Genomic DNA, 22,970 nt, shown 5'->3' on the forward strand with positions numbered 1-22,970 from the left:
ATATCGAGTGCAGCAGATAGTCCGAACTATCGCTCTGGCGTATAACAACCTGCCACGGCCCCACCGCGTCATGCTGGGGTCGCTGACAGTCGTCACATTGGCCGTCGCTGTTTGGCGGCCTTTTGTTTACCACCCAGAACACAATCCCATCGCCAAGAGCGTCGAGTTAGAATCCAGCCAGATGCGGTCATTGCTCCCCGAAGCTAGTGAACCGATAGATGCCGACCAACCCACCCCCGATGACGAAATCCCGCAGGATGAGCTGGATCAGAAGGATGCCGGCGATGATGGCGTGCATGAATATGTGGTTTCCACCGGCGATACCCTCGGCAGCATTCTGACGCAGTACGGCATCGATATGTCGGATGTCACGCTGCTGGCTTCGCAAAACCGCGATCTGCGCAACCTGAAGATCGGCCAACAGCTGTCGTGGACCGTAAACGAAGCGGGCGATCTGCAGCAGTTGACCTGGGAGGTTTCTCGTCGCGAAACCCGCACCTACGATCGCGTCGGCAACAGCTTCAAAGAGTCGAAAGAGGCGCAGCAGGGCGAATGGCGCAACAACGTGATCAGCGGCCGCGTTAACGGCAGCTTCGTCAGCAGCGCCGGCGACGCCGGGTTGAGCCGTAACGAAATCAATGCGGTGATCAAGGCGCTGCAATGGCAGCTCGATTTCCGCAAGCTGCGCAAGGGCGACCAGTTCTCCGTGCTGATGTCGCGCGAACATTTCGACGGCAAGAAATCGCAAAGCCAACTGTTGGGCGTGCGTCTGCGCACGGGCGGCAAAGATTACTATGCGATCCGCGCCGAGGACGGCAAGTTCTACGATCGCCAGGGCTCTGGCCTGGCGCGCGGCTTCATGCGTTTCCCAACCATGAAACAGTTCCGCATCTCCTCCAACTTCAACCCGCGCCGGGTTAACCCGGTGACCGGCCGCGTGGCGCCGCACAAGGGCGTCGATTTCGCCATGCCGGTCGGCACGCCGGTGCTGGCGGTCGGCGACGGCGAGGTGGTGATCGCCAAGCGCAGCGGCGCAGCGGGCAACTATGTGGCGATCCGCCACGGTCGCCAATACACCACGCGCTACATGCACCTGAAAAAGCTGCTGGTGAAACCGGGCCAGAAGGTGAAGCGTGGCGATCGCATAGCGCTCTCCGGCAACACCGGCCGTTCCACCGGGCCGCACCTGCACTTTGAACTGTGGACCGGTCAACAGGCGGTGAACCCGCTGACGGCCAAGCTGCCGCGTTCCGAAGGCCTGAGCGGCAAAGACCGCAGCGATTATCTGGCGCAGGTGAAGGAAGTGGTTCCTCAGCTGCAACTGGATTAACGTCCCCCTTATTCCGGCGCTCCGGCGCCGTTAATTTCATCGGCCTGATTGCGGGCCGATGCTGTTTTATCTGGGCGGTTCGCGGTTGTTAATTGCAAAATTGGTGATGGCAATTATGATTAGCCGAATTGCTAAGCGAAGAGCATGTGCATGCAAAACGAGAAGAAATCGAACGTAGAGTTCATCCCGCAGTTTCAAAAAGCCTTTTTATATCCGCGCTACTGGGGCGTATGGCTGGGAACCGGCCTGATGGCCGGCGTTTCGCTGGTGCCTGCGCGCCTGCGCGATCCGGTGCTGGGAGCGATCGGCACACTGGCCGGCAAGCTGGCGAAAGGGGCGCGTCGTCGTGCCCGCATCAACCTGCTGTATTGCTTGCCGGAACTGCCGGAAAGCGAGCGTGAGCACATTATCGACCAGATGTTCGCCTGTGCGCCGCAGTCGATGGTGCTGATGGCGGAACTGGCCTGCACCAAACCGGAAAAAGTGCTCAAGCGCGTGCGTTGGCACGGTGAAGAGGTGTTGGACAAGATCCGCGCGGAAGGGCGCAACGTGATTTTCCTGGTGCCACATGGCTGGGCGGTGGATGTGCCGGCGATGTTGATGGCCGCGCGCGGTCAACCGATGGCGGCGATGTTCCACAATCAGCGCAATCAGCTGATCGACTACCTGTGGAATGCCGTGCGTCGTAAATTCGGCGGTCGCATGCACGCGCGCAATGATGGCATCAAACCGTTTATCAGTTCGGTTCGCCAGGGATATTGGGGTTACTATCTGCCCGACCAGGATCACGGCGCTGAGCACAGTGAGTTTGTCGACTTCTTCGCCACCTATAAGGCGACGTTGCCGGCGGTCGGGCGGTTGATGAAAGTGTGTCGTGCGGCGATCGTGCCGTTGTTCCCGGTGTACGACGGCAAAACCAGCATGCTGGATATTTATATTCGCGAGCCGATGGACGATCTGGCCGAAGCGGACGATCCGCGCATTGCCCGCCGCATGAACGAAGAGGTGGAGAATCTGGTGGGCCCGAACCCGGAGCAGTACACCTGGATCCTCAAACTGTTGAAGACGCGCAAGGAAGGGGAGATTGAACCCTACTCGCGCGACGATCTGTATCGCTAATCCTATCTACCGCTAACGCCGGCCGGGTCTCACCCGACCGGCGTCACTTCAGATGTGCACCATACAGCCGCGCGCCCGCAGGATGTCAATGACGTTGGGCGTGTGGGTGAAATCATTCCAGCGCAGATCCAGCTTGCGCAGCCGGCTCAGTTCGCCGAGGCTTTCCGGCAGATCGCTCAGTCGGTTGGCGCGCAGATCCAGACTTCTCAGCGCCGTGAGCTCACCGATATTTTCCGGCAGGCGCGTCAGCTGATTAAAACGCAGGTTCAGCTCGCTCAATCGCGGCAGGCGGCAGAAGGCTGCCGGCAGTTCGGTGATGGCATTGTTGGCCGCATCGAGTATCTCAAGCTCGCCGAGCAGAGCCATTTCCGCCGGCAGCGTGGTCAGGGCATTTTTCATGATATGCAACTCGCGCAGCGCGCGCAGCTGCCCGATTTCGGCCGGCAGGCTGCGGATGCGATTGTTGTATAAACGCAGCTCCTGCAATGCCGCCAGCCTCGGTATTGCCTGCGGCAAGGCGGTCAGCCGGTTATCGGTCGCGTTGAGGTAAACCAACTGCTGCAGCTGCGCCAGCGCACGCGGCAGGTCGCTAAAGCCGTTATCGCTCAGATAGAGGTATTTCAGCCGGTGCAGTTGCCCCAACGTTTCGGGCAGTTCGCTCGCGCGGTTGTGACCAAAATCGAACATCTCGAGCTGTTGCAACTGACCTATCTCCGGGGGCAGATGCTCGAGCTGATTGCAAGAGATGTTCAGCACCTGCAGGTTGCGATGCCGGAATAGGGAAGTAGGGAAGACCGTCAGCCGATTGTCGTACAGGCTTACCTTGCGCAGCGCGTGGCCGGCAAACAGCGATTCGTCGAGCTGCGTCAGGCCGCGTCCATCGAGCTCGAGCTCATCGCAGGTCGAGGCGGGATTGTGCTGGTGGAGCATGGCGTTCTCCGTCGTAATGGCAGTGTCAGAGCAAAAAAAATGCCGGCCTGTGTGGGCCGGCCGGCATTTCGTCTGCGGCGTGAATTACTCGACGCGCAGGATACGGCTGGTATTGGTGGTGCCGACGGTTTCCATCACGTCGCCCTGGGTGACGATCACCAGATCGCCGGAGACCAGGAAGCCTTTGTCGCGCAGGCGATTGACGGCTTCGTTGGCGGCGATCACGCCATCTTTATGGCTGTCGAAATACACCGGCGTCACGCCGCGATACAGTGCGGTCAGGTTAAGCGTGTGCTCATGCCGCGACATGGCGAAGATCGGCAGGCCGGAGCTGATGCGTGACATCATCAGCGCGGTGCGGCCGGACTCGGTCATGGCGATCAGCGCGGTGACGCCTTTCAGGTGGTTGGCCGCATACATCGAAGACATGGCGATCGCCTCTTCGATATTGTCGAACTGCACGTCCAGACGGTGTTTGGAAACGTTGATGCTCGGGATCTTCTCGGCGCCCAGACAAACGCGCGCCATCGCCGCCACGGTTTCCGCCGGGTATTGGCCGGCAGCGGTTTCCGCCGACAGCATGACGGCGTCGGTGCCGTCCAGCACGGCGTTGGCCACGTCCATGACTTCGGCGCGGGTCGGCATCGGGTTGGTGATCATCGACTCCATCATCTGAGTCGCGGTGATCACCGCGCGGTTCAGAGTACGGGCGCGGCGGATCAGTTTCTTCTGGATCCCGACCAGCTCCGGATCGCCGATTTCGACGCCCAGATCGCCACGGGCGACCATCACCACGTCGGAGGCGAGAATGATGTCGTCCATCGCTTCGTCGCTGCAGACCGCTTCGGCGCGCTCAACCTTGGACACGATCTTGGCGTTGCAGCCTGCGTCGCGCGCCAGGCGGCGAGCATAGTTCAGGTCTTCACCGGTGCGCGGGAAGGAGACCGCCAGGTAGTCGACGCCGATCTTGGCGGCGGTGACGATGTCCGCCTTGTCTTTTTCGGTCAGCGCTTCGGCCGACAGGCCGCCGCCGAGTTTGTTGATGCCCTTGTTGTTGGACAACGGGCCGCCAACGGTGACTTCGGTAAACACTTTCATGCCCTGAACTTCGAGCACTTTCAGCTGAACGCGGCCGTCGTCGAGCAGCAAGACGTCGCCCGGCACGACGTCGGCAGGCAGGCCTTTATAGTCGATACCGACTTTTTCTTTATCGCCTTCGCCTTTTGACAGGTTGGCGTCCAGCAGGAATTTATCGCCCACGTTGAGGAAGATTTTGCCTTCCTTGAAGGTGGAAACGCGGATTTTCGGCCCTTGCAGATCGCCGAGGATAGCGACGTGACGTCCCAGTTTAGCGGCGATTTCGCGAACTTTGTCTGCGCGAGCCTGGTGATCTTCCGGGCTGCCGTGGGAGAAGTTAAGCCGAACTACGTTGGCGCCGGCGGCAATGATCTTTTCCAGATTATTGTCGCGGTCTGTAGCCGGACCCAGGGTGGTAACGATTTTGGTTCTTCTGAGCCGTCTGGACATGTATTACTCCGTTGACTGGTGAAGCAAATATTGGTGTCGCGATAACGTCGGATAACGAAACCAGGCGTGAAATGTAATTTTACAACACTGATATTTCACCCGGGTTACCCGCATGAGCGTATTAACAGGGTACAGCCTCTGATGTCGCCATTCAAATGTCTGTTGAACGGCGACTTTTTTCTTCGTCGGGTTACGAGTCAAAACTGTTGGGAATGACTACGCCTTTATCAAAGCGCGATTCTTTGAGCGCTTCTTTGACCCGCTTCAAGTTATCTCTGAATTTAGCCCCTCTGCGCAAGGTAAATCCGGTGGCGAGCACGTCAATGAGCGTTAATTGCGCGATCCGCGACACCATCGGCATGTAAACGTCGGTGTCTTCAGGCACGTCGAGCAGCAACGCGAGGCTTGCCGCTTGGGCGAGCGGGGTATCGCGCGAGGTGACAGCCAGTACCGTGGCGTCGTTTTCTCGCGCCAGGTGGGCCATCTCCACCAGGTTCTTGGTGCGGCCGGTGTGAGAGATCAACACCACTACGTCGCCCTCGCCGGAGTTCATGCAGCTCATGCGCTGCATGACGATGTCATCGAAGTAGACCACCGGAATATTGAAGCGGAAAAATTTGTTCATCGCGTCGTGGGCCACGGCGGCGGAGGCGCCCAGACCGAAGAAAGAGATCTTTTTTGCCTGGGTGAGCAGGTCAACCGCACGATTGATTGCGGCAATATCCAAATTTGCCTTTACTGTATCCAGGCTGGCCATCACCGATTCGAAGATCTTGCTGGTGTAGGAATCGACGCTGTCATCTTCCTCGACGTTGCGGTTCACGTAGGGCGTGCCGTTAGCCAGGCTTTGGGCGAGATGCAGTTTGAAGTCGGGAAAGCCTTTGGTATCAAGGCGACGGCAAAAACGGTTAACGGTGGGTTCGCTGACGTCGGCCATGCGCGCCAGCGTGGCGATGCTGGAGTGAATGGCGGTCTGCGGGGAGGCCAGGATCACCTCGGCGACTTTCCTTTCAGATTTGCTCAGGAGCTCCAGATGGCTCTGGATTTTGTCCAGCGTATTCATATAACGAGAGTCACTCATGGTTTTATCCCTGTGGCTTTCAAGCAACAGCGCCGAATTTCGCCCGTGTTCGCCGTGCAAGCAGACGCCAAACGAGCGGCTGTAACCTGAAATCGATAGGGTATGTCGATTGCAAACAAAGGAGAAATCAATGCCGGTTTAGTGAAAATATACTACGTGCTGGTAACCGTTGGCAGTCTCGACAGGGCGTATGCAGGCTTTTTTCACCAGAATATGACCTGTGTCTAACTTTCATAATGGTAACAGAGCGTCAAAAAAGACGAAAAATTACAGTTTTGCCCGCCTGTGAGGGCGCCGGCGCGCAGTGGCGCTACCACTGAGATCTTAACGTCTTTTTTCTGCTTCTGCGCTGGGTTTGCTGGCCGTAGTCAAACAGAGTACATTAGTAATGTAAGAAAATTACAAATATCCTGCAACGAGGAGATGAACATGGCGGTAACCTCTACAGCCCAGGCGTGTGACCTGGTTATTTTCGGCGCGAAAGGTGATTTGGCGCGCCGTAAGCTGCTGCCTTCCCTGTACCAGTTAGAGAAAGCCGGACACATCCACCCGGATACGCGGATCATCGGCGTTGGCCGCGCGGAGTGGGATAAAAAAGCCTATACCGAAGTGGTCAAGGAAGCGCTTGGCACCTTCATGAAGGAAAAACTGGATGACGAACTCTGGGCTACGCTGAGCGCGCGCCTGGACTTCTGTAACCTGGACGTCAACGACAGCAAGAACTTTACCAAACTGGGTAAAATGCTGGATCAGAAGCACCGCACCACCATCAACTACTTCGCCATGCCGCCAAGCACCTTCGGCGCCATCTGCAAAGGGTTGGGCGAAGCCAAGCTGAACCATGAGCCGGCGCGCGTGGTGATGGAGAAACCGTTGGGCACCGATCTGGCGTCTTCCCGCGTGATCAACGATCAGGTGGCGGAGTTCTTCAACGAGTCCCAGGTCTACCGCATCGACCACTACCTCGGCAAAGAGACGGTGTTGAACCTGTTGGCGCTGCGTTTCGCCAACTCGCTGTTCGCGTCCAACTGGGACAACCGCACCATCGATTCGGTGCAGATCACCGTGGCGGAAGAGGTGGGCATCGAAGGGCGCTGGGGTTACTTCGATCAGGCCGGCCAAATGCGCGACATGATCCAGAACCACCTGCTGCAGATCCTGACCATGATCGCCATGTCGCCGCCGGCGGATCTGACCACCGACCGCATCCGCGATGAGAAGGTGAAAGTGCTGCGTTCGCTGCGCCGCATCGATCAGACCAATGTACGGGAAACCACCGTGCGCGGTCAGTACACCGCCGGTTTCGTTCAGGGCAAGAAAGTGCCGGGGTATCTGGAAGAAGAAGGGGCGAACAAGAGCAGCAGCACCGAGACCTTCGTTTCCATCCGCGTGGACATCGACAACTGGCAGTGGGCCGGGGTGCCGTTCTATCTGCGTACCGGTAAACGTCTGCCGACCAAATGCTCGGAAGTGGTGGTGTACTTCAAGAATCCGCCGCTTAACCTGTTCAGCGACTCTTATCAGCAGCTGCCGCAAAACAAGCTGACCATTCGTTTGCAACCGGACGAAGGCATCGAAATTCAGGTATTGAACAAGGTGCCGGGGCTGGATCACAAGCACCGCCTGCAGACTACCAAGCTGGATCTGAGTTTCTCGGAAACCTTCAACCAGGAGCACGTGGCGGATGCCTACGAGCGCCTGCTGCTGGAGACCATGCGCGGCATTCAGGCGCTGTTCGTGCGCCGTGATGAAGTGGAAGAGGCCTGGAAGTGGGTCGACTCCATCATGGACGCGTGGAAAGCCGACAACGAAGCGCCTAAGCCTTATCAGGCGGGCACGTGGGGGCCGGTGGCCTCGGTGGCGATGATCACCCGCGACGGCCGTTCCTGGAACGAGTTCGAGTAATGCGCAATGCCGGCAGCCCGTCTGCCGGCTTTTTTTTGCCTGCGATCTGCGCGTGGGCCACATCACTTACGGTACGGCCGGACGTTCGCGCGTTTGCGCGGAGCCCTGTGGCAGGGGCGTGCCATTGTTAACCGCGAGTAATGGAGAAATAACGATGAAAAACTGGAAAACCAGCGCCGAACAGATCCTGACGGCGGGACCGGTGGTGCCGGTTATCGTGATCAACACGCTGGAACAGGCGGTTCCGCTGGCGAAAGCGCTGGTTGCCGGCGGCGTGCGAGTGCTGGAGGTGACGTTGCGCACCGCCTGTGCGCTGGAGGCGATTCGCGCTATCGCTAAAGAGGTGCCGGAGGCGATCATCGGCGCCGGTACGGTGATCAATCCACAGCAGCTGCGGGAGGTGACCGAGGCGGGGGCGCAGTTCGCCATCAGCCCGGGGTTGACCGAAGCCTTGCTGCAGGCGGCGACGGCGGGGTCAATCCCGCTTATTCCGGGCATCAGCACCGTATCTGAACTGATGCTGGGCATGGATTACGGCCTGCGCGAATTTAAATTCTTCCCGGCGGAAGCCAACGGCGGCGTGAAGGCGCTGCAGGCGATCGGCGGCCCGTTCCCGCAGGTGCGCTTTTGCCCGACCGGCGGCATTACGCCGAACAATTACCGCGATTATCTGGCGCTAAAAAGCGTGCTGTGCATCGGCGGCTCCTGGCTGGTGCCGGCCGATGCGCTCGAAAGCGGCGACTACGCGCGCATCACTGAACTGGCGGGCAGCGCCGTCAGCGGCGCCGCGTTGTAACCCGCGCCAGGCCTGGGGTTGGCGCTTATTTGCTCACCCGCGGATATCGCAAGGCTCAACGCTCTGTTGGGCCTTTTTTAATTTTTATCGCGATTAACTTTCTTATTTTTAACCCGTTTTTTTCTGCTTTTTTATGAAAACGGCAGTTTGCTTTCTTATTTTGGCTGTGGTAAAAATATCTCAGTTGAAAATTTTACTTTTATGAGGATATTGGGCAAATCGCACGGTGTGCGGCTGATAATAGAGAACTATTATGATGACTATTAACGGAACTACCCTCAGAACCTCTACGTGCCAACTCTTCCTGTCTGCGATCCTTGCCAGTGAGCATCACTGGTGCAGCGAGCTATAGCGTCTTTCTCCCTTAACCGGTGCTGGTAGCGGGCTTGCGCCTTCGCTCTACCGTTCAGCCGGACAAACATTCTTTTTGCGTTTGGGTCAGTTTATCCCCAGGGATCTCTGCGTCTTGCGCGCCGTGCTGCGGCCGTTCGACGAGATAAATCGGGATAAATATGCCTTGGCGCGCGTTATTCGCCGTTTGGGAGAAAAATTATGATTTATTGGATCTTTTTAGGTTTGGCCATCATGACCGAAATCATCGGCACCTTGTCGATGAAATACGCCAGCGTCAATGGCGGCATGATTGGGCATATCGTGATGTACGTGATGATCACCGCGTCTTATGTGTTGCTGTCAGTAGCGGTAAAACGCGTGGCGTTGGGCGTGGCTTATGCGCTGTGGGAAGGTATCGGCATTCTGTTCATTACCCTGTTCAGCGTGCTGTGGTTCGACGAGCCCATTTCCGCGCTGAAGGTACTGGGTCTGGCTACGCTGATCGCCGGTATCATGCTGGTGAAATCCGGTACCCGCAAAGAGCGAAAACAGGTCAGCCCGCGAGGTGACAACCATGCAACAGTTTGAGTTGTACCACATTGGGTTCCTGGGATTGGCCATCGTGCTGGAAATCATCGCCAACATCTTCCTGAAGATGTCGGACGGCTTCCGTAAAATTTGGTTGGGGCTGTTGTCGCTGCTGTCGGTACTCGGCGCGTTCAGCGCCCTGGCGCAGGCGGTAAAGGGCATCGATCTGTCAATCGCTTACGCGTTATGGGGCGGTTTCGGTATCGCCGCCACCATCGCTGCGGGCTGGATCATGTTCGGCCAGCGGTTGAACGCCAAAGGCTGGATTGGTCTGGCGCTGCTGTTGACGGGGATGGTGATCCTCAAACTGTCCTGATAGCGGGCAATAAAAAAACCGCAGGCATAGCCGCCTGCGGTTTTTTTTTCGTCTGCGCGTGGCTTACAGCGCGGCGATGATTTTGATTTCCACCTTGTACTTCGGATTCATCAGCTGAGCCTGCACGGTGCAGCGCACCGGCGCGCTGCCGGCGACCACCCAGGCGTCCCAGGCGGCGTTCATCGCGGCGAAGTCGGCGGTATTGGCCAGGAAGATGGTGGCATCCAGAATACGGCTTTTGTCCGACCCTACGCGTTCCAGCAGCACGTCGATGGCGGCAAGGGCGTTGGCGGTCTGCGCGGTCGCGTCATCGTCCAGATTTTCCGGCACGCTGGTGTAGTAAACGGTCTCGTTGTGCACCACGGCTTCGGACCAGCGCTTATCGGGATCAATTCTTTCAATATTCATTTGCTTATCTCCATATCATCGTCCCGCTAAGGGTAGCACAGCCGGTGATGAAAAAGCGCGGCGATAAAGTGGGTGGTAGCCGGGCGGCAGGCTTGGCATAATCACCGCTGAATGACACCGGCAGAGAGACAGCGTGACAGACGATTTTGCAACAGACGGCGCATTGGCGCAGGCTATCAAGGGATTCAAACCGCGTGAGCCGCAGCGGCAGATGGCGCAAGCCGTTACCGAAGCGATCAATTTCAAGCAGGAACTGGTGGTGGAAGCCGGCACCGGCACCGGCAAAACCTTCGCTTATCTGGCACCGGCGCTGCGTGCCGATCGCAAAGTGATCATCTCCACCGGTTCGAAAGCGCTGCAGGATCAGCTGTATGCGCGCGATCTGCCCACCGTCGCCAAGGCGCTGAAGTACAAAGGCAAGCTGGCGCTGCTGAAGGGGCGCTCCAACTACCTGTGTCTGGAGCGTCTTGAGCAACAGTCGATGGCCGGCGGGGAGCTGGCGGGGCAGACGTTGATCGATCTGGTGCAATTGCGCAAATGGTCGTCGCAGACCAAAGAGGGTGATATCAGCACCTGCAGCGAAGTGGCGGAAGACAGCTTCGTCTGGCCATTGGTGACCAGCACCAATGATAACTGTCTCGGCAGCGACTGCCCGCTGTATCAGGATTGCTTCGTGGTCAAAGCGCGCCGCCGCGCGATGGATGCGGATGTGGTGGTGGTGAACCATCACCTGTTCCTGGCGGATATGGTGGTGAAAGAGGGCGGTTTCGCCGAGTTGATCCCAGAGGCGGAGGTGATGATTTTCGATGAGGCGCACCAAATCCCCGACATCGCCAGCCAGTATTTCGGCCAGCAGCTCACCAGCCGCCAACTGCTGGATCTGGCGAAGGACATCACCATCGCCTACCGCACCGAGGTGCGCGATGCCGCCCAACTGCAAAAAAGCGCCGACCGTCTCAGCCTGAGCACGCAAGATTTCCGTCTGAATCTGGGGGAGCCGGGTTTTCGCGGCAACCTGCGGGATGTGCTCGGCGAACCGAACGTGCAGCGCGCTTTGTTGCTGCTCGATGACGCGCTGGAGCTGTGTTATGACGTCATGAAATTGTCGCTGGGGCGTTCGGCGCTGCTGGATGCCGCCTTTGAGCGCGCCACGCTGTACCGCGCGCGTCTCAAACGCCTCAAGGCGGTGACGGAACCGGGCTACAGCTATTGGTATGAGTGCAATTCGCGCCACTTCGTGTTGGCGTTGACGCCGCTGACGGTGGCCGACCGTTTCCGCGAAATGCTGGACGAGAAGCCGGGCAGTTGGATCTTTACCTCGGCCACGCTGTCGGTCAACGATCAGTTGGGTCACTTCACAGAACGGCTGGGGCTGACCAAGGCCAAAACGCTGCTGTTGCCGAGCCCGTTCGACTATGCCAAACAGGCGTTGCTGTGCGTGCCGCGCTTTTTGCCTTCGCCGAATCAGCCCGGCGGGGCGCGCCAGCTGGCGCGCATGCTGCGCCCATTAATTGAAGCCAACAACGGCCGCTGCTTCTTCTTGTGCACGTCGCACCAGATGATGCGCGAGCTGGCGGAAGAGTTCCGCGCCACGATGACGCTGCCGGTCTTATTGCAAGGGGAAACCAGCAAAGGGCAGCTGTTGGCACAGTTCGTCGCCGCCGGTAACGCGCTGTTGGTGGCGACCAGCAGCTTCTGGGAAGGGGTGGACGTGCGTGGCGATGCGCTGTCGTGCGTGATCATCGATAAGCTGCCGTTTACCTCACCGGACGATCCGCTGCTGAAGGCGCGCATTGAAGATTGTCGCCTGCGCGGCGGCGATCCGTTCAATGACGTGCAGTTGCCGGATGCGGTCATCACCCTGAAACAGGGGGTGGGCCGTTTGATCCGCGATACCGACGATCGCGGCGTGCTGGTGATCTGCGATAACCGTCTGGTGATGCGTCCTTATGGCGAGGTGTTCCTCAATAGCCTGCCGCCCACGCCGCGCACCCGCGATCTGAAGCAGGCGATCGCCTTCCTGCAGGCCGCCGAGACGTCGGCTACGTGAAAGATGAAGGGCTTACGGGGCTGTGCTACAATGCGCGCCCTGTATGAAAAACCCAGTTTTATTCCCGCCAGAGGTTGGCATGTCCACGCGAATTTTAGCGATCGATACCGCGACGGAAGCCTGTTCCGTCGCCGTCTGGAATCAAGGCGAAATCCACGCCCTGTTTGAGCTGTGCCCACGCGAGCATACGCAACGTATTTTACCTATGGTGCAGCAGGTGCTGGCGGAATCTGGCCTGGCGCTCAACCAGCTCGATGCGCTGGCCTTCGGCCGCGGCCCCGGCAGTTTTACCGGGGTGCGCATCGGCATCGGCATCGCTCAGGGCCTGGCGCTGGGCGCCGATCTGCCGATGATTGGCGTCTCCACGCTGCAAACCATGGCGCAGGGCGCCTGGCGCGTCAGCGGCGCGGAGCGTGTGCTGGCGGCGATCGATGCGCGCATGGGCGAGGTCTACTGGGGGCAGTTCGAACGTCAGGCCGACGGCCGTTGGTTGGAAAGCGAAGGCGAGGCGGTGCTGTCGCCGGCGCAGGCGCTCGAGCGCGCACAGCGCCTGCAGGGCGAGTGGGCCCACGTCGGCACCGGCTGGCAAACCTACCCCGATCTGGTCAACGGTTCCACGCTGAGCGTGCGCGACGGCCAGATGCTGTTGCCGCAGGCGGAAGACATGCTGCCGCTGGCGCTGCACGCCTGGCAACAGGGGCTGGCGGTGGCGGTGGAAAACGCCGAGCCGACCTACCTGCGCAATGAAGTGACCTGGAAAAAACTGCCGGGCCGCGAGTAATCGGGCGTTATTGTGCTGATGTTGATGCCGGGCGATGAAGGCCTGCAACTTGAACGCTGAAACGCGGTCAAAGTTACAGGCATTTCAGGAGATTGCGACCATGTTAATCCGCACTGCAAGTAAAAAGCTGTCGCTGCTGGCCGTCGCCTGCGGCGCGCTGGTTCTGACCGGGTGCGTCACCGTACCGGATGCGATCAAAGGCTCCAGCCCTTCGCCGGTGACTCAGCTTTCCTCGGTACAAAATGCACCGAACCTGTTTACCGGCGCGGAAGCCCGCTTCGGCGGCACCGTGGTGAACGTCGCCAACGAACAAGGGCGCACGCTGCTGGAGATCGCGGCGGTGCCGCTCGACAGCGGTGCGCGGCCGATACTGGGTGAACCGTCGAACGGCCGCTTGCTGGCCACGGTGAATGGCTTCCTCGAACCGGTCGATTTCAAAGGCCAACTGGTGACCGTCGTCGGCCCTATCACCGGCCTGAAAGAGGGGCGGATCGGCATGACGCCATATCGCTTCGTAACGATGAACGTGACCGGTTTCAAGCGCTGGCATCTGGTACAGCAGGTGGTGATGCCGCCTGCGCCGATGGGCCCTTGGGGCTGGCGCGGTGGCCCGTGGGGACCCGGCTGGGGCGCAGGCTATGGCTGGTACAACCCCGGCCCGGCACAGGTGCAAACCATCGTAACCGAGTAACATACGCTTGATGTGAACTAATTTGACAGGGCGGCTCAGGCCGCCCTTTTGTTTTTTGGGATAAGGAATATCCGACAATTAGTGACGTACATCGCAACCTGAGTAATGTTTAAAACCCGAACTGGTCTGCTGAGTTAAAATATTGTTATGGTTAGGCTGCGAGTTTGAGGGCTGCGATGATAATTAGTAATGATTTCAGGAGTAATACCTTGGATAAGGTCTGGTTAAAACGGTATCCGGCAGATGTGCCCGCAGAGATTGATGCCGATCGCTATTCGTCGTTGATCGAAATGTTTGAGCATGCCGTGCAGCGCTATGCCGATCAGCCCGCCTTTATCAATATGGGCGAGGTGATGACCTTCCGCAAACTGGAAGAACGCAGCCGGGCTTTCGCGGCTTACCTGCAAAATGAGCTGGGCCTGAAGAAGGGCGACCGCGTCGCGCTGATGATGCCTAACCTGTTGCAATACCCCATTGCCCTGTTCGGCATTCTGCGCGCCGGCATGGTGGTGGTCAACGTCAACCCGCTGTATACCCCGCGCGAGCTGGAGCACCAGTTGAACGACAGCGGCGCCAGCGCCATCGTCATCGTCTCCAACTTTGCCCATACGCTGGAAAAAGTGGTGTTCAACACCCAGGTCAAACACGTGATCCTGACGCGCATGGGCGATCAGCTGTCGGCCGCCAAGGGCACGTTGGTCAACTTCGTGGTCAAATACGTTAAGCGTCTGGTGCCGAAATACAACCTGCCGGACGCCATTTCCTTCCGCAGCGCGCTGCAGCGCGGCCGCCGTTTGCAATATGTAAAACCGGACATCATTAATGCCGATCTGGCTTTCCTGCAGTACACCGGCGGCACCACCGGGGTGGCGAAGGGGGCGATGCTGACGCACCGCAACATGCAGGCCAACCTTGAGCAGGCCAAGGCCGCCTATTCGCCGCTGTTCCGTGAAGGGCAGGAGCTGGTGGTGACGGCGCTGCCGCTGTATCACATTTTCGCGCTGACGGTGAACTGCCTGCTGTTTATCGATCTGGGCGGGCGCAATTTGCTGATCACCAACCCGCGTGACATTCCGGGGTTGGTGAAAGAATTGGGCAAATACCCGTTTACCGCCATGAGCGGGGTAAATACGCTGTTCAATGCGTTGCTGAACAACGAAGACTTCCACAAGCTCGATTTCTCTACGCTGCGTTTCTCGGTCGGCGGCGGCATGTCGGTGCAAAAATCGGTGGCCGAGAAGTGGGAGAAAACCACCGGCAAACACCTGCTGGAAGGTTACGGCCTGACGGAGTGCGCGCCGCTGGTGGCCGGCAACCCTTACGATCTTAAACACTACAGCGGCAGCATCGGTCTGCCGGTGCCGTCGACGGACATTCGGTTGGTGGACGACAACGGCCATGACGTGCCGCCGGGCGAGCCGGGCGAACTGTGGGTCAAAGGGCCGCAAGTTATGTTAGGCTATTGGCAGCGTCCGGATGCCACCGACGAAGTGCTGAAAGACGGCTGGCTGGCGACCGGTGATGTGGTGACCGTGGACGATCAGGGATTTGTGCGCATCGTCGACCGCAAGAAAGACATGATCCTGGTCTCGGGTTTCAACGTGTATCCGAACGAGATTGAAGATGTGGTCAGCCAGCACCCGAAAGTGCTGGAATGTGCGGCAATCGGCGTGCCCAGCGAGGCCTCCGGCGAAACGGTGAAGATCTGCGTGGTGAAGAAAGACGCCTCGCTGACCAAGGAAGAGCTGTTGACCCATTGCCGACGCCACCTGACCGGGTATAAAGTGCCTAAAATTGTTGAGTTCCGCGATGAACTGCCGAAGTCGAACGTCGGCAAGATTTTGCGGCGAGAATTGCGCGATGAGCAAAAAGCACCTAAGCCGGCCGATGCCGCTTAGGTTTCGCTCTCGCGTCAGCCTATCAACAACGCCGGTGAATGCCGGCGTTGTTGTGTTTGAATCCTACAAGAGAATGATGTTTTGAATTATCAGTTGATCACTACCGATGCCGGATTGCAGCAGGTCTGCGAGCAGGCGAGAAAGCATGCCCAGATAGCGCTGGACACCGAGTTTGTCAGAACGCGCACCTACTATCCGCAGCTGGGCCTGATCCAGCTCTACGACGGTGAACAACTCTCCCTTATCGATCCTTTGCCGATCAAGCAGTGGCAGCCGTTTGTCGACCTGCTGGCCGACACCGCCGTGGTGAAATTCCTGCATGCCGGCAGCGAAGATCTTGAAGTGTTTCTCAACGCCTTTAAAACGCTGCCGACGCCGATGATCGACACCCAGATCCTGGCGGCCTTTACCGGCCGGCCGCTCTCCTGCGGCTTTGCGACGCTGGTGGCGGAGTACATGAAGGTTGAGCTGGACAAAAGCGAGTCGCGCACCGACTGGCTGGCGCGCCCGCTGACCGAAAGACAGTGCGTGTATGCGGCCGCCGACGTGTTCTACCTGCTGCCGATGGCCAAACAGCTGGTGCAGGAGACTGAAGAGGCCGGCTGGACCGCTGCGGCCAATAACGAGTGCTTGCTGCTGTGCCAACGCCGTAGCGAGGCGCTGGCGCCGGAAGTGGCCTATCGCGAAATCAGCAATGCCTGGCAGCTGCGACCGCGCCAGCTGGGGTGTCTGCAGAAGCTGGCGGAATGGCGGCTGCGCCAGGCGCGCGAGCGCGATCTGGCGGTGAACTTCGTGGTTCGCGAGGAGAACCTGTGGCAGGTAGCGCGCTTTATGCCGTCTTCGCTGGGAGAACTGGATTCGCTGGGCCTGAGCGGGCCGGAGATCCGTTATCACGGCAAAACGCTGTTGGCGCTGGTGGCGGAGGCCGAAGCCTTGGACGAAGCCGAGTTGCCGGCGCCGTTGGCCAACCTTATCGATCAGCCGGGCTACAAGAAGGTGTTTAAGGACATCAAGGCCGCTATCGCCACCGTCAGCGAGCAAAGCGGGTTGAGCAGCGAGCTGCTGGCATCCCGTCGCCAAATTAACCAATTGTTGAACTGGCATTGGAAACTGAAGGACGGCGAGAGTCGCCCTGAATTAATCAGTGGCTGGCGCGGTGATTTATTAATGGCGCCGTTGCAGGAGATCCTGAAAGATTATTAATCGCTGGTTATCACCAGGGCAGGGTAGGGAAACTCTGCTCGGGTGAATATAGGCAGGAAATAATGCGTTGAATGTAAATCTGGCCAGAATTTACTTTAAACGAGGTGGCGGCAAAGTTAATTGGGAATTGTCCCAAAGGGAAAAATCGATTTTTTGCTGCCGATAATGCTTAATAACTGGATGCACATACAGTTACCCCCTGCATAAAATATACAGGGGGTAATTAATGCGTCGCAATCATTTAGCTGCTTCTTCCGATTCCGGTAATGTCACGTTAAGTTCAAGTACCGAAATATCGTCCCCTTTCTGCTCGAACTGCACATGCAGCATTTCAGGATCGATCTGAATGTATTTGCAAATAACCGCCAGAATATCGCGTTTCAAATCAGGCAGATACGGGGGCTCACTGTCCCCGCGACGACGCTCTGCGACGATAATCTGCAGCCGTTCCTTGGCTATATTGGCTGTCTGTTTTTTGCGGGACAGAAAGAAGTCTAATAAGGCCATGGTTTATCCCCCAAAAAGGCGTTTCAGGAAACCCTTCTTCTCTTCTTCAATGAAGCGGAATGGGCGTTCTTCCCCCAACAAGCGGCAAACGGTATCGTCATACGCCTTACCGGCGTCTGACTCGGCATCCAGAATGACAGGCTCACCCTGGTTGGAAGCACGCAGTACGGACTGGTCTTCCGGGATCACACCCACCAGTGGAATGCGCAGGATTTCCAGCACGTCTTCCATGCTCAGCATATCGCCACGGCTGACGCGGCCCGGGTTGTAACGGGTCAGCAGCAGGTGTTCCTTGATAGGCGATTCGCCTTTCTCGGCGCGGCGCGATTTGGAGGAAAGGATGCCCAGGATACGGTCGGAGTCGCGTACCGAAGAGACTTCCGGGTTGGTGGTGATGATAGCTTCGTCGGCGAAATACAGCGCCATCAGCGCACCGGTTTCGATACCGGCCGGTGAGTCGCAGACCACGAAGTCAAAATCCATCTCGCCGAGATCGTTGAGGACTTTCTCAACGCCTTCACGGGTTAACGCGTCTTTGTCGCGTGTCTGCGAAGCCGGCAGGATATAGAGGTTTTCAGTGCGTTTGTCTTTGATCAACGCCTGATTCAGCGTGGCGTCGCCCTGAATCACGTTCACGAAATCATAAACTACCCGACGTTCGCAGCCCATGATCAGGTCAAGATTACGCAGGCCGATATCGAAATCGATCACGACGGTTTTCTTGCCTTTCTGGGCCAGGCCGGTAGCGATGGCCGCGCTCGAAGTGGTCTTGCCAACGCCCCCTTTACCCGATGTAACAACAATAATGCGTGCCATGAAATGGATTCCTTGTCAAAAGGGCTTAATTTAAAGGTTGTATGGTTAAAGCGTTATCCAACAGGCTGAGTCGTACGGCCTGCCCGACGTAATCGGACGGGATTTGGTCGCTCAACCAGTACTGCCCTGCGATAGAGACTAGCTCAGCCGCCAGGTGGGTGCAAAAAATCTGACATTGCGTGTCGCCTGACGCGCCTGCCAGCGCGCGACCGCGCATCATGCCGTAGACATGAATGTTGCCGTCGGCAATCAGTTCGGCGCCGGCGCTGACGCTGCTGGTCACGATAAGATCGCAGTTGCGGGCGTAAATCTGTTGGCCGGAACGGACAGGGGTGCTGATGATACGCGTTTTGGCGGGGGCGTTATCCGCCACCACGGGCGCAGGTGCAGGCTCCGGCGCCGCCATTTTCTGGCCTCTGCCTTCGCTCAGCAACGGCAGCCCGGCACGGGCTATCGCGCGCTTTTGACGCTCATCTCTGCAACCGCTGATACCCACAACGCGCAGACCTGCTGCCGCGACAGCCTGTTGAAGTTCTTTCCAGTTCGCATCGCCATCCAGCGTTGCGACGTTGATAACAACAGGGGCGTTTTTCAAAAAAGCGGGCGCTTGCTCAACTTTTTCCTGTAACGCCTGGCGTATTACCTCGGGCTGCGAATTATGCAAATGAACAACCGATAGGGTAAAACTGCTGCCTTTTAGCTCAATTGGCGATTGTGACATCTATCCTGACTCAGTCTCAGCAACTTTAAATCCCCGGAATACCACTCGGGGTGCGATATTCCGATGTACTATAAGCATGTTATAGTCAGAGTTATATCCAGGCAAGACGCTCCCTCAATTAAATAGAGTTAAAAAAATGCTTTGTGTGATCTATAGAAGCCCGAAACGCGATCAAACTTATCTTTATGTCGAAAAAAAAGACGATTTCTCTCGTGTGCCGGAAGAACTGATGAAAAGTTTCGGCGTGCCGCAATTCGCCATGATGCTTTCACTCGATGAACGCAAGAAATTGGCCTCGGCGGATATCGAAAAGGTGAAACAGGCGCTGAAAGACGAAGGTTATTACCTGCAGTTCCCGCCGCCGGTGGAAAACCTGCTCAATCAGCATTTGGCGGGCGACAAGGCCTGAGACCGCCGCCACGGTCAGGGGAGGCATGATGACACGTTCGGCGAGAAGTACCGCGTTGGCCGTTTGGCTGGCGCTGGGCGGGGCGATGGTGCCGGGCGCACCGCAGGCGGCGCAGGAGACGACGCTGGCGACCAGCGGGCGCGATCCGGCGCAGTTCCCGGCGTATGTCGAGCAACTGAAGCGCCGGGCGCGGGAACAGGGCATCAGTCAGGCCACCCTTGACCGGGCTTTTGCGCAAATCCACTTCGTCGATCGGGTGATCAAGGCCGATCGCAATCAGCCGGAGCAGAAGGTAACCCTGGACGATTACCTGCGGCGGGTGATGTCGCCCGCCAAGGTGCGGCAGGGGCGTGAACTGTACCGGCTGCGCCATGCGCAATGGCTGCGGGCCAGCGAACGCTATCGGGTGCCGGGGCGCTATATCATCGCGCTGTGGGGCATGGAGAGCGCCTATGGCAAGATCCAGGGACGGGAGGACGTGGTGTCCGCGCTGGCGACGCTGGCGTTCGAAGGGCGCCGCGAGGCCTTTTTCAGTCAGGAGCTGCTGGCGGCGTTGCAGATAGTCGAACAGGGGCACGTTGGCGATACGCCGCTCAAAGGGTCCTGGGCCGGCGCAATGGGGCAATGTCAGTTTATGCCAAGCTCGTTCCTGCGTTATGCGGCGGATGGTGACGGTGACGGGCGCATCGATATCTGGAATAACATTGACGATGTTTTCGCGTCCACGGCCAGCTACCTGTCCAAAGAGGGCTGGCAGCCCGGCATCGGTTGGGGGCGCGAGGTCAAACTGCCCGCCGGCTTCAATCGGGCCGAACTGGGTCTGAAAGACGCGCAGGCGCGCAGCGTCAACGACTGGCAGAAACGCGGCGTGCGCCGTGCGGATGGCCGCGCGTTGCCGCACGCCGTGCAGCGCGGCTGGATCATCGCGCCGGATGATCTGCAGGGGCGGACGTTCCTGGTCTATGATAATTTCCGCACCCTGATGCACTGGAATCGCTCTTACTATTTCGCTATCGCCGTGGGTATGATGGCGGACGCGATCGGACATTGATTCGGCACCAATAATCGGCTTGGCGCGCCAAGCCTCTACAGTTTGGGAGAAGCGGTATGTATCAACATAGAGACTGGCAGGGTTCGTTGCTCGATTTCCCGGTGAACAAGGTGGTCTGCGTCGGCAGCAACTACGCCGATCACATCAAGGAAATGGGCAGCGCGGTGTCCGTCGAGCCGGTGGTGTTTATCAAACCGGAAACGGCGCTGTGCGATATCCGCCAGCCGGTGGCCATCCCTAAAGAGTTTGGTTCAGTACACCATGAGGTCGAGCTGGCGGTACTGATCGGCACGCCGCTGAAACAGGCCAACGAAGACCGTGTGGCGCGGGCGATCGCCGGTTACGGCGTGGCGCTCGATCTGACGCTGCGCGATCTGCAAGCCGGTTTTAAAAAGGCCGGTCAGCCGTGGGAAAAGGCCAAGGCCTTCGACGGTTCTTGCCCGATGTCGGGGTTTATCCCGGTGGCGGAATTCGGCGATCCGCAAAACGCCGAGCTGTCGTTGACCGTTAACGACCAGCTGCGCCAGCAGGGCAATACGCGCGACATGATCACGCCGATCCTGCCGCTTATCAGCTACATGAGCCGTTTCTTCACGCTGCGCGCCGGCGACATCATCCTGACCGGCACGCCGCAGGGCGTGGGCCCGATGGCCTCCGGCGACATGCTGAAAATCAGTCTGAACGGTAAAGCGCTCAGCACCCGGGTGATCTGATCGCTGTTCGCCGCCGGCATCGTCGGCGGCAAAACTTGCATCTCGCGGCTAAAATGTCTATATAGTCCCCCCTCGAACCTGTGCGCAGGTGAGTTATCCATTTACCGAAACCGGACGCTAACATGTCACAACTCGCTTTTTGGCAACAGAAAACGCTGGCGGAAATGTCAGAACAAGAGTGGGAATCGCTGTGCGACGGGTGCGGGCAATGCTGTTTGAATAAGCTGATCGACGAAGATACCGACGAGATTTATTTTACCAACGTAGCCTGCAACCAGCTCAACATCAAATCCTGCCAATGCCGTAACTACGAGCGGCGCTTCGAGCTGGAAGAGGACTGCATCAAATTGACGCGTGAAAACCTCACCACCTTCGATTGGTTGCCGCCAACCTGCGCCTATCGTCTGATCGGTGAGGGCAAGCCGCTGTTCCCTTGGCATCCGTTGCTGAGCGGCTCCAAGGCGGCGATGCACGGTGAACGCATCACCGTGCGGCATATCGCGGTGCGCGAGAGCGAAGTGGTGGACTGGCAGGACCATATCCTCAACAAGCCGGACTGGGCCAGATAACGCCGGGCCCTTGCGCAGCAAGACGCGTTTTCATGCAAGAGGGCGGCGTGTCAGGACAGGCCGCCCTCTGCAATTGCGCTAACCGGCAGGCGTGAGGTTATGGCATAAGCCGTCACTTCACTCTTTTTTGTCACGGCGGCGCCAGTTGGCCAGATTTTTCAGCGGCTGCTTCACGTAAGGGCTGGCTTTAATCAGGCTGAACAGCAGTTTATTTACCGCCGTTCCCACTTTGTCCATCGGCCGGTCGATATCGAGAAACAGCACCGCACGCAGTTCGTCGGTATCATTGCGCACCTCGTGTTCATAAGAGTCATCAAACAAAATGACCTTGCCTTCATCCCAGTGCAGGATCTGATCGTCGACGCGGATCCAGAGCTTTTCCCGATCCTTTGGCACGATCAATCCCAAATGCGCGCGCACCACGGCACGAGTCGGGCCTTTGTGGGGGACGATGTGATAGTGCGGCTTAAGGATCGAAAACATGGCGGTGCGCATGCCGGGGATCTCGCTGACCGCCTGTGCGGTGTGCGGGCAAATGGCGCAGTTCTCATCAACGCGCTGCCCGTAGACAAATAGTCCGAAGGTTTTCCAATTATCCCCTTTGGAGATGCGTTTCTGATCCGGTGATATTTGGTGGAACGCGGGGATGTCCTCCGGGTGCTCCAGTAACCGATCCAACTCCTGGCGAATGGCTGTCCAACGGGCTTCCAGCGCCGTCACCCAATTAAATTCATGATTACCGATCCGCGGCGTGGTGGAGATGAGCGAATGGCGAGTCTGAAATTCGCCGTTCCAGCGCAGGAATTTTTTCCCTGCTTTGAGCAGCATGCGCCGCAGGAACGGGCGCTGAGACGTGGTGGGAAAGGTGCTATCCGGCATAAATCGTGTCCTTGATGTCATTGGCCTACTGCATTCAGCATAAGGAAAGAATCACGAAAGATTTTAATCATTAGTGCGCGAACGGTGGCCGATGAGTGATACCGTGCAGAGTTAAATTTGAATGATTTATTTAAAGGCAGCGGGGACTGACGGTTTGGGGGAAGGAAAAAAGCCCCTGCAAAGATGAGGGGCAAGACACACAACAACACCAGGGAAATCGGTAGTACTCACTTTGCCGATACTATAAGGATTTTATGGGCAAAGTTCACCAAAATATTGTGCTCTGAATGTGACAAAGGCGCAGTCGTTCATAAATAACGGTAATTTATTGTCGCCCGAAAGCCGAGAG

At 58.0% G+C, this 22,970-nt stretch carries 23 protein-coding genes; 15 read left to right on the forward strand and 8 right to left on the reverse strand.

Translation table 11 applies throughout. The features are described from left to right. Nucleotides 1-7: 7 nt before the first annotated feature. Together mepM and lpxM are read left to right on the forward strand one after the other, a co-directional pair. Entirely contained in the window at nucleotides 8-1,330 is a 1,323-nt protein-coding gene (mepM, locus tag J9788_RS09580; RefSeq protein WP_046896687.1) for a murein DD-endopeptidase MepM, read from the forward strand. Between the two features lie 150 nt (nucleotides 1,331-1,480). Then, nucleotides 1,481-2,449, forward strand: coding sequence for a lauroyl-Kdo(2)-lipid IV(A) myristoyltransferase (gene lpxM, locus J9788_RS09585; protein ID WP_042785718.1), 969 nt, complete (start codon nucleotides 1,481-1,483; stop codon nucleotides 2,447-2,449). Nucleotides 2,450-2,497: 48 nt separating this feature from the next. Here lpxM and J9788_RS09590 read toward each other — a convergent pair whose 3' ends face one another. The 3 genes from J9788_RS09590 to J9788_RS09600 form a co-directional block, all read right to left on the reverse strand. Then, on the reverse strand, nucleotides 2,498-3,379 hold the full coding sequence (locus J9788_RS09590) for a leucine-rich repeat domain-containing protein (RefSeq protein WP_182264316.1): 882 nt from the start codon (nucleotides 3,377-3,379) through the stop codon (nucleotides 2,498-2,500). Between the two features lie 84 nt (nucleotides 3,380-3,463). Beyond that, nucleotides 3,464-4,906: a pyruvate kinase gene (gene pyk / locus J9788_RS09595; protein ID WP_019452801.1), complete on the reverse strand. Its 1,443-nt coding sequence runs from the start codon at nucleotides 4,904-4,906 to the stop codon at nucleotides 3,464-3,466. 190 nt (nucleotides 4,907-5,096) lie between these two features. Next, the gene (locus tag J9788_RS09600; RefSeq protein WP_046896690.1) at nucleotides 5,097-5,969 is read right to left on the reverse strand and encodes a MurR/RpiR family transcriptional regulator; all 873 of its coding nucleotides are present in this window, start codon (nucleotides 5,967-5,969) and stop codon (nucleotides 5,097-5,099) included. 447 nt (nucleotides 5,970-6,416) lie between these two features. Between J9788_RS09600 and zwf the strand changes: the two genes are divergently transcribed. From zwf to mdtI, 4 genes are all read left to right on the forward strand, one after another. Beyond that, the gene (zwf, locus tag J9788_RS09605; RefSeq protein ID WP_033643346.1) at nucleotides 6,417-7,892 is read left to right on the forward strand and encodes a glucose-6-phosphate dehydrogenase; all 1,476 of its coding nucleotides are present in this window, start codon (nucleotides 6,417-6,419) and stop codon (nucleotides 7,890-7,892) included. A gap of 154 nt (nucleotides 7,893-8,046) precedes the next feature. Further along, complete coding sequence (locus J9788_RS09610) at nucleotides 8,047-8,688, forward strand: bifunctional 4-hydroxy-2-oxoglutarate aldolase/2-dehydro-3-deoxy-phosphogluconate aldolase (RefSeq protein WP_182264317.1); 642 nt, start codon at nucleotides 8,047-8,049, stop codon at nucleotides 8,686-8,688. 552 nt (nucleotides 8,689-9,240) lie between these two features. Then, entirely contained in the window at nucleotides 9,241-9,609 is a 369-nt protein-coding gene (gene mdtJ / locus J9788_RS09615; protein WP_004932327.1) for a multidrug/spermidine efflux SMR transporter subunit MdtJ, read from the forward strand. Next, on the forward strand, nucleotides 9,596-9,925 hold the full coding sequence (gene mdtI, locus J9788_RS09620) for a multidrug/spermidine efflux SMR transporter subunit MdtI (protein ID WP_016927446.1): 330 nt from the start codon (nucleotides 9,596-9,598) through the stop codon (nucleotides 9,923-9,925). Before mdtJ ends, mdtI begins: the two co-directional genes overlap by 14 nt. 63 nt (nucleotides 9,926-9,988) lie before the next feature. On the opposite strand, the gene J9788_RS09625 is transcribed toward mdtI, so the two are convergent. After that, the gene (locus tag J9788_RS09625) at nucleotides 9,989-10,333 is read right to left on the reverse strand and encodes a RidA family protein (protein ID WP_182264318.1); all 345 of its coding nucleotides are present in this window, start codon (nucleotides 10,331-10,333) and stop codon (nucleotides 9,989-9,991) included. A gap of 133 nt (nucleotides 10,334-10,466) precedes the next feature. Here J9788_RS09625 and J9788_RS09630 point away from each other — a divergent pair, with 133 nt between their 5' ends. The 5 genes from J9788_RS09630 (at nucleotide 10,467) to rnd (ending at nucleotide 16,956) form a co-directional block, all read left to right on the forward strand. Further along, a complete protein-coding gene (locus tag J9788_RS09630) occupies nucleotides 10,467-12,383 on the forward strand; it encodes an ATP-dependent DNA helicase (RefSeq protein ID WP_046896691.1) in 1,917 nt (638 codons plus the stop codon). A 79-nt stretch (nucleotides 12,384-12,462) separates the two neighbouring features. Next, nucleotides 12,463-13,164 (forward strand): tRNA (adenosine(37)-N6)-threonylcarbamoyltransferase complex dimerization subunit type 1 TsaB, encoded by a 702-nt coding sequence (gene tsaB, locus J9788_RS09635; RefSeq protein WP_033643345.1) that lies wholly within the window; start codon nucleotides 12,463-12,465, stop codon nucleotides 13,162-13,164. Between the two features lie 100 nt (nucleotides 13,165-13,264). After that, nucleotides 13,265-13,855: a Slp family lipoprotein gene (locus J9788_RS09640; protein ID WP_021503867.1), complete on the forward strand. Its 591-nt coding sequence runs from the start codon at nucleotides 13,265-13,267 to the stop codon at nucleotides 13,853-13,855. A 209-nt stretch (nucleotides 13,856-14,064) separates the two neighbouring features. After that, entirely contained in the window at nucleotides 14,065-15,753 is a 1,689-nt protein-coding gene (gene fadD / locus J9788_RS09645) for a long-chain-fatty-acid--CoA ligase FadD (RefSeq protein WP_033643344.1), read from the forward strand. Nucleotides 15,754-15,834: 81 nt separating this feature from the next. Further along, the gene (rnd, locus tag J9788_RS09650; protein ID WP_046896693.1) at nucleotides 15,835-16,956 is read left to right on the forward strand and encodes a ribonuclease D; all 1,122 of its coding nucleotides are present in this window, start codon (nucleotides 15,835-15,837) and stop codon (nucleotides 16,954-16,956) included. A gap of 237 nt (nucleotides 16,957-17,193) precedes the next feature. Here rnd and minE read toward each other — a convergent pair whose 3' ends face one another. Genes minE through minC form a run of 3 tightly spaced genes read right to left on the reverse strand, consistent with a single transcriptional unit; the run spans nucleotide 17,194 to nucleotide 19,000 of the window. After that, nucleotides 17,194-17,463, reverse strand: coding sequence for a cell division topological specificity factor MinE (gene minE / locus J9788_RS09655; RefSeq protein ID WP_004932303.1), 270 nt, complete (start codon nucleotides 17,461-17,463; stop codon nucleotides 17,194-17,196). Nucleotides 17,464-17,466: 3 nt separating this feature from the next. Further along, nucleotides 17,467-18,279, reverse strand: coding sequence for a septum site-determining protein MinD (gene minD / locus J9788_RS09660; RefSeq protein ID WP_004932300.1), 813 nt, complete (start codon nucleotides 18,277-18,279; stop codon nucleotides 17,467-17,469). Between the two features lie 25 nt (nucleotides 18,280-18,304). Further along, entirely contained in the window at nucleotides 18,305-19,000 is a 696-nt protein-coding gene (gene minC / locus J9788_RS09665; protein WP_033650952.1) for a septum site-determining protein MinC, read from the reverse strand. A gap of 136 nt (nucleotides 19,001-19,136) precedes the next feature. Here minC and J9788_RS09670 point away from each other — a divergent pair, with 136 nt between their 5' ends. The 4 genes from J9788_RS09670 to J9788_RS09685 all read left to right on the forward strand — a co-directional run bounded on the left by J9788_RS09670 (nucleotide 19,137) and on the right by J9788_RS09685 (nucleotide 21,742). Next, a complete protein-coding gene (locus tag J9788_RS09670) occupies nucleotides 19,137-19,409 on the forward strand; it encodes a YcgL domain-containing protein (RefSeq protein ID WP_004932294.1) in 273 nt (90 codons plus the stop codon). Between the two features lie 28 nt (nucleotides 19,410-19,437). Next, entirely contained in the window at nucleotides 19,438-20,460 is a 1,023-nt protein-coding gene (locus J9788_RS09675) for a lytic transglycosylase domain-containing protein (RefSeq protein ID WP_182265090.1), read from the forward strand. Nucleotides 20,461-20,516: 56 nt separating this feature from the next. Next, nucleotides 20,517-21,173 (forward strand): fumarylacetoacetate hydrolase family protein, encoded by a 657-nt coding sequence (locus tag J9788_RS09680; RefSeq protein WP_046896694.1) that lies wholly within the window; start codon nucleotides 20,517-20,519, stop codon nucleotides 21,171-21,173. A 122-nt stretch (nucleotides 21,174-21,295) separates the two neighbouring features. Then, nucleotides 21,296-21,742: a YcgN family cysteine cluster protein gene (locus J9788_RS09685; RefSeq protein WP_025159803.1), complete on the forward strand. Its 447-nt coding sequence runs from the start codon at nucleotides 21,296-21,298 to the stop codon at nucleotides 21,740-21,742. A 117-nt stretch (nucleotides 21,743-21,859) separates the two neighbouring features. Here J9788_RS09685 and J9788_RS09690 read toward each other — a convergent pair whose 3' ends face one another. After that, nucleotides 21,860-22,621: an aspartyl/asparaginyl beta-hydroxylase domain-containing protein gene (locus J9788_RS09690; protein ID WP_182264319.1), complete on the reverse strand. Its 762-nt coding sequence runs from the start codon at nucleotides 22,619-22,621 to the stop codon at nucleotides 21,860-21,862. Nucleotides 22,622-22,970: the final 349 nt, after the last annotated feature.

It is taken from the genome of Serratia sp. X10, from assembly GCF_017811775.1.
Lineage (GTDB): Bacteria > Pseudomonadota > Gammaproteobacteria > Enterobacterales > Enterobacteriaceae > Serratia > Serratia ureilytica.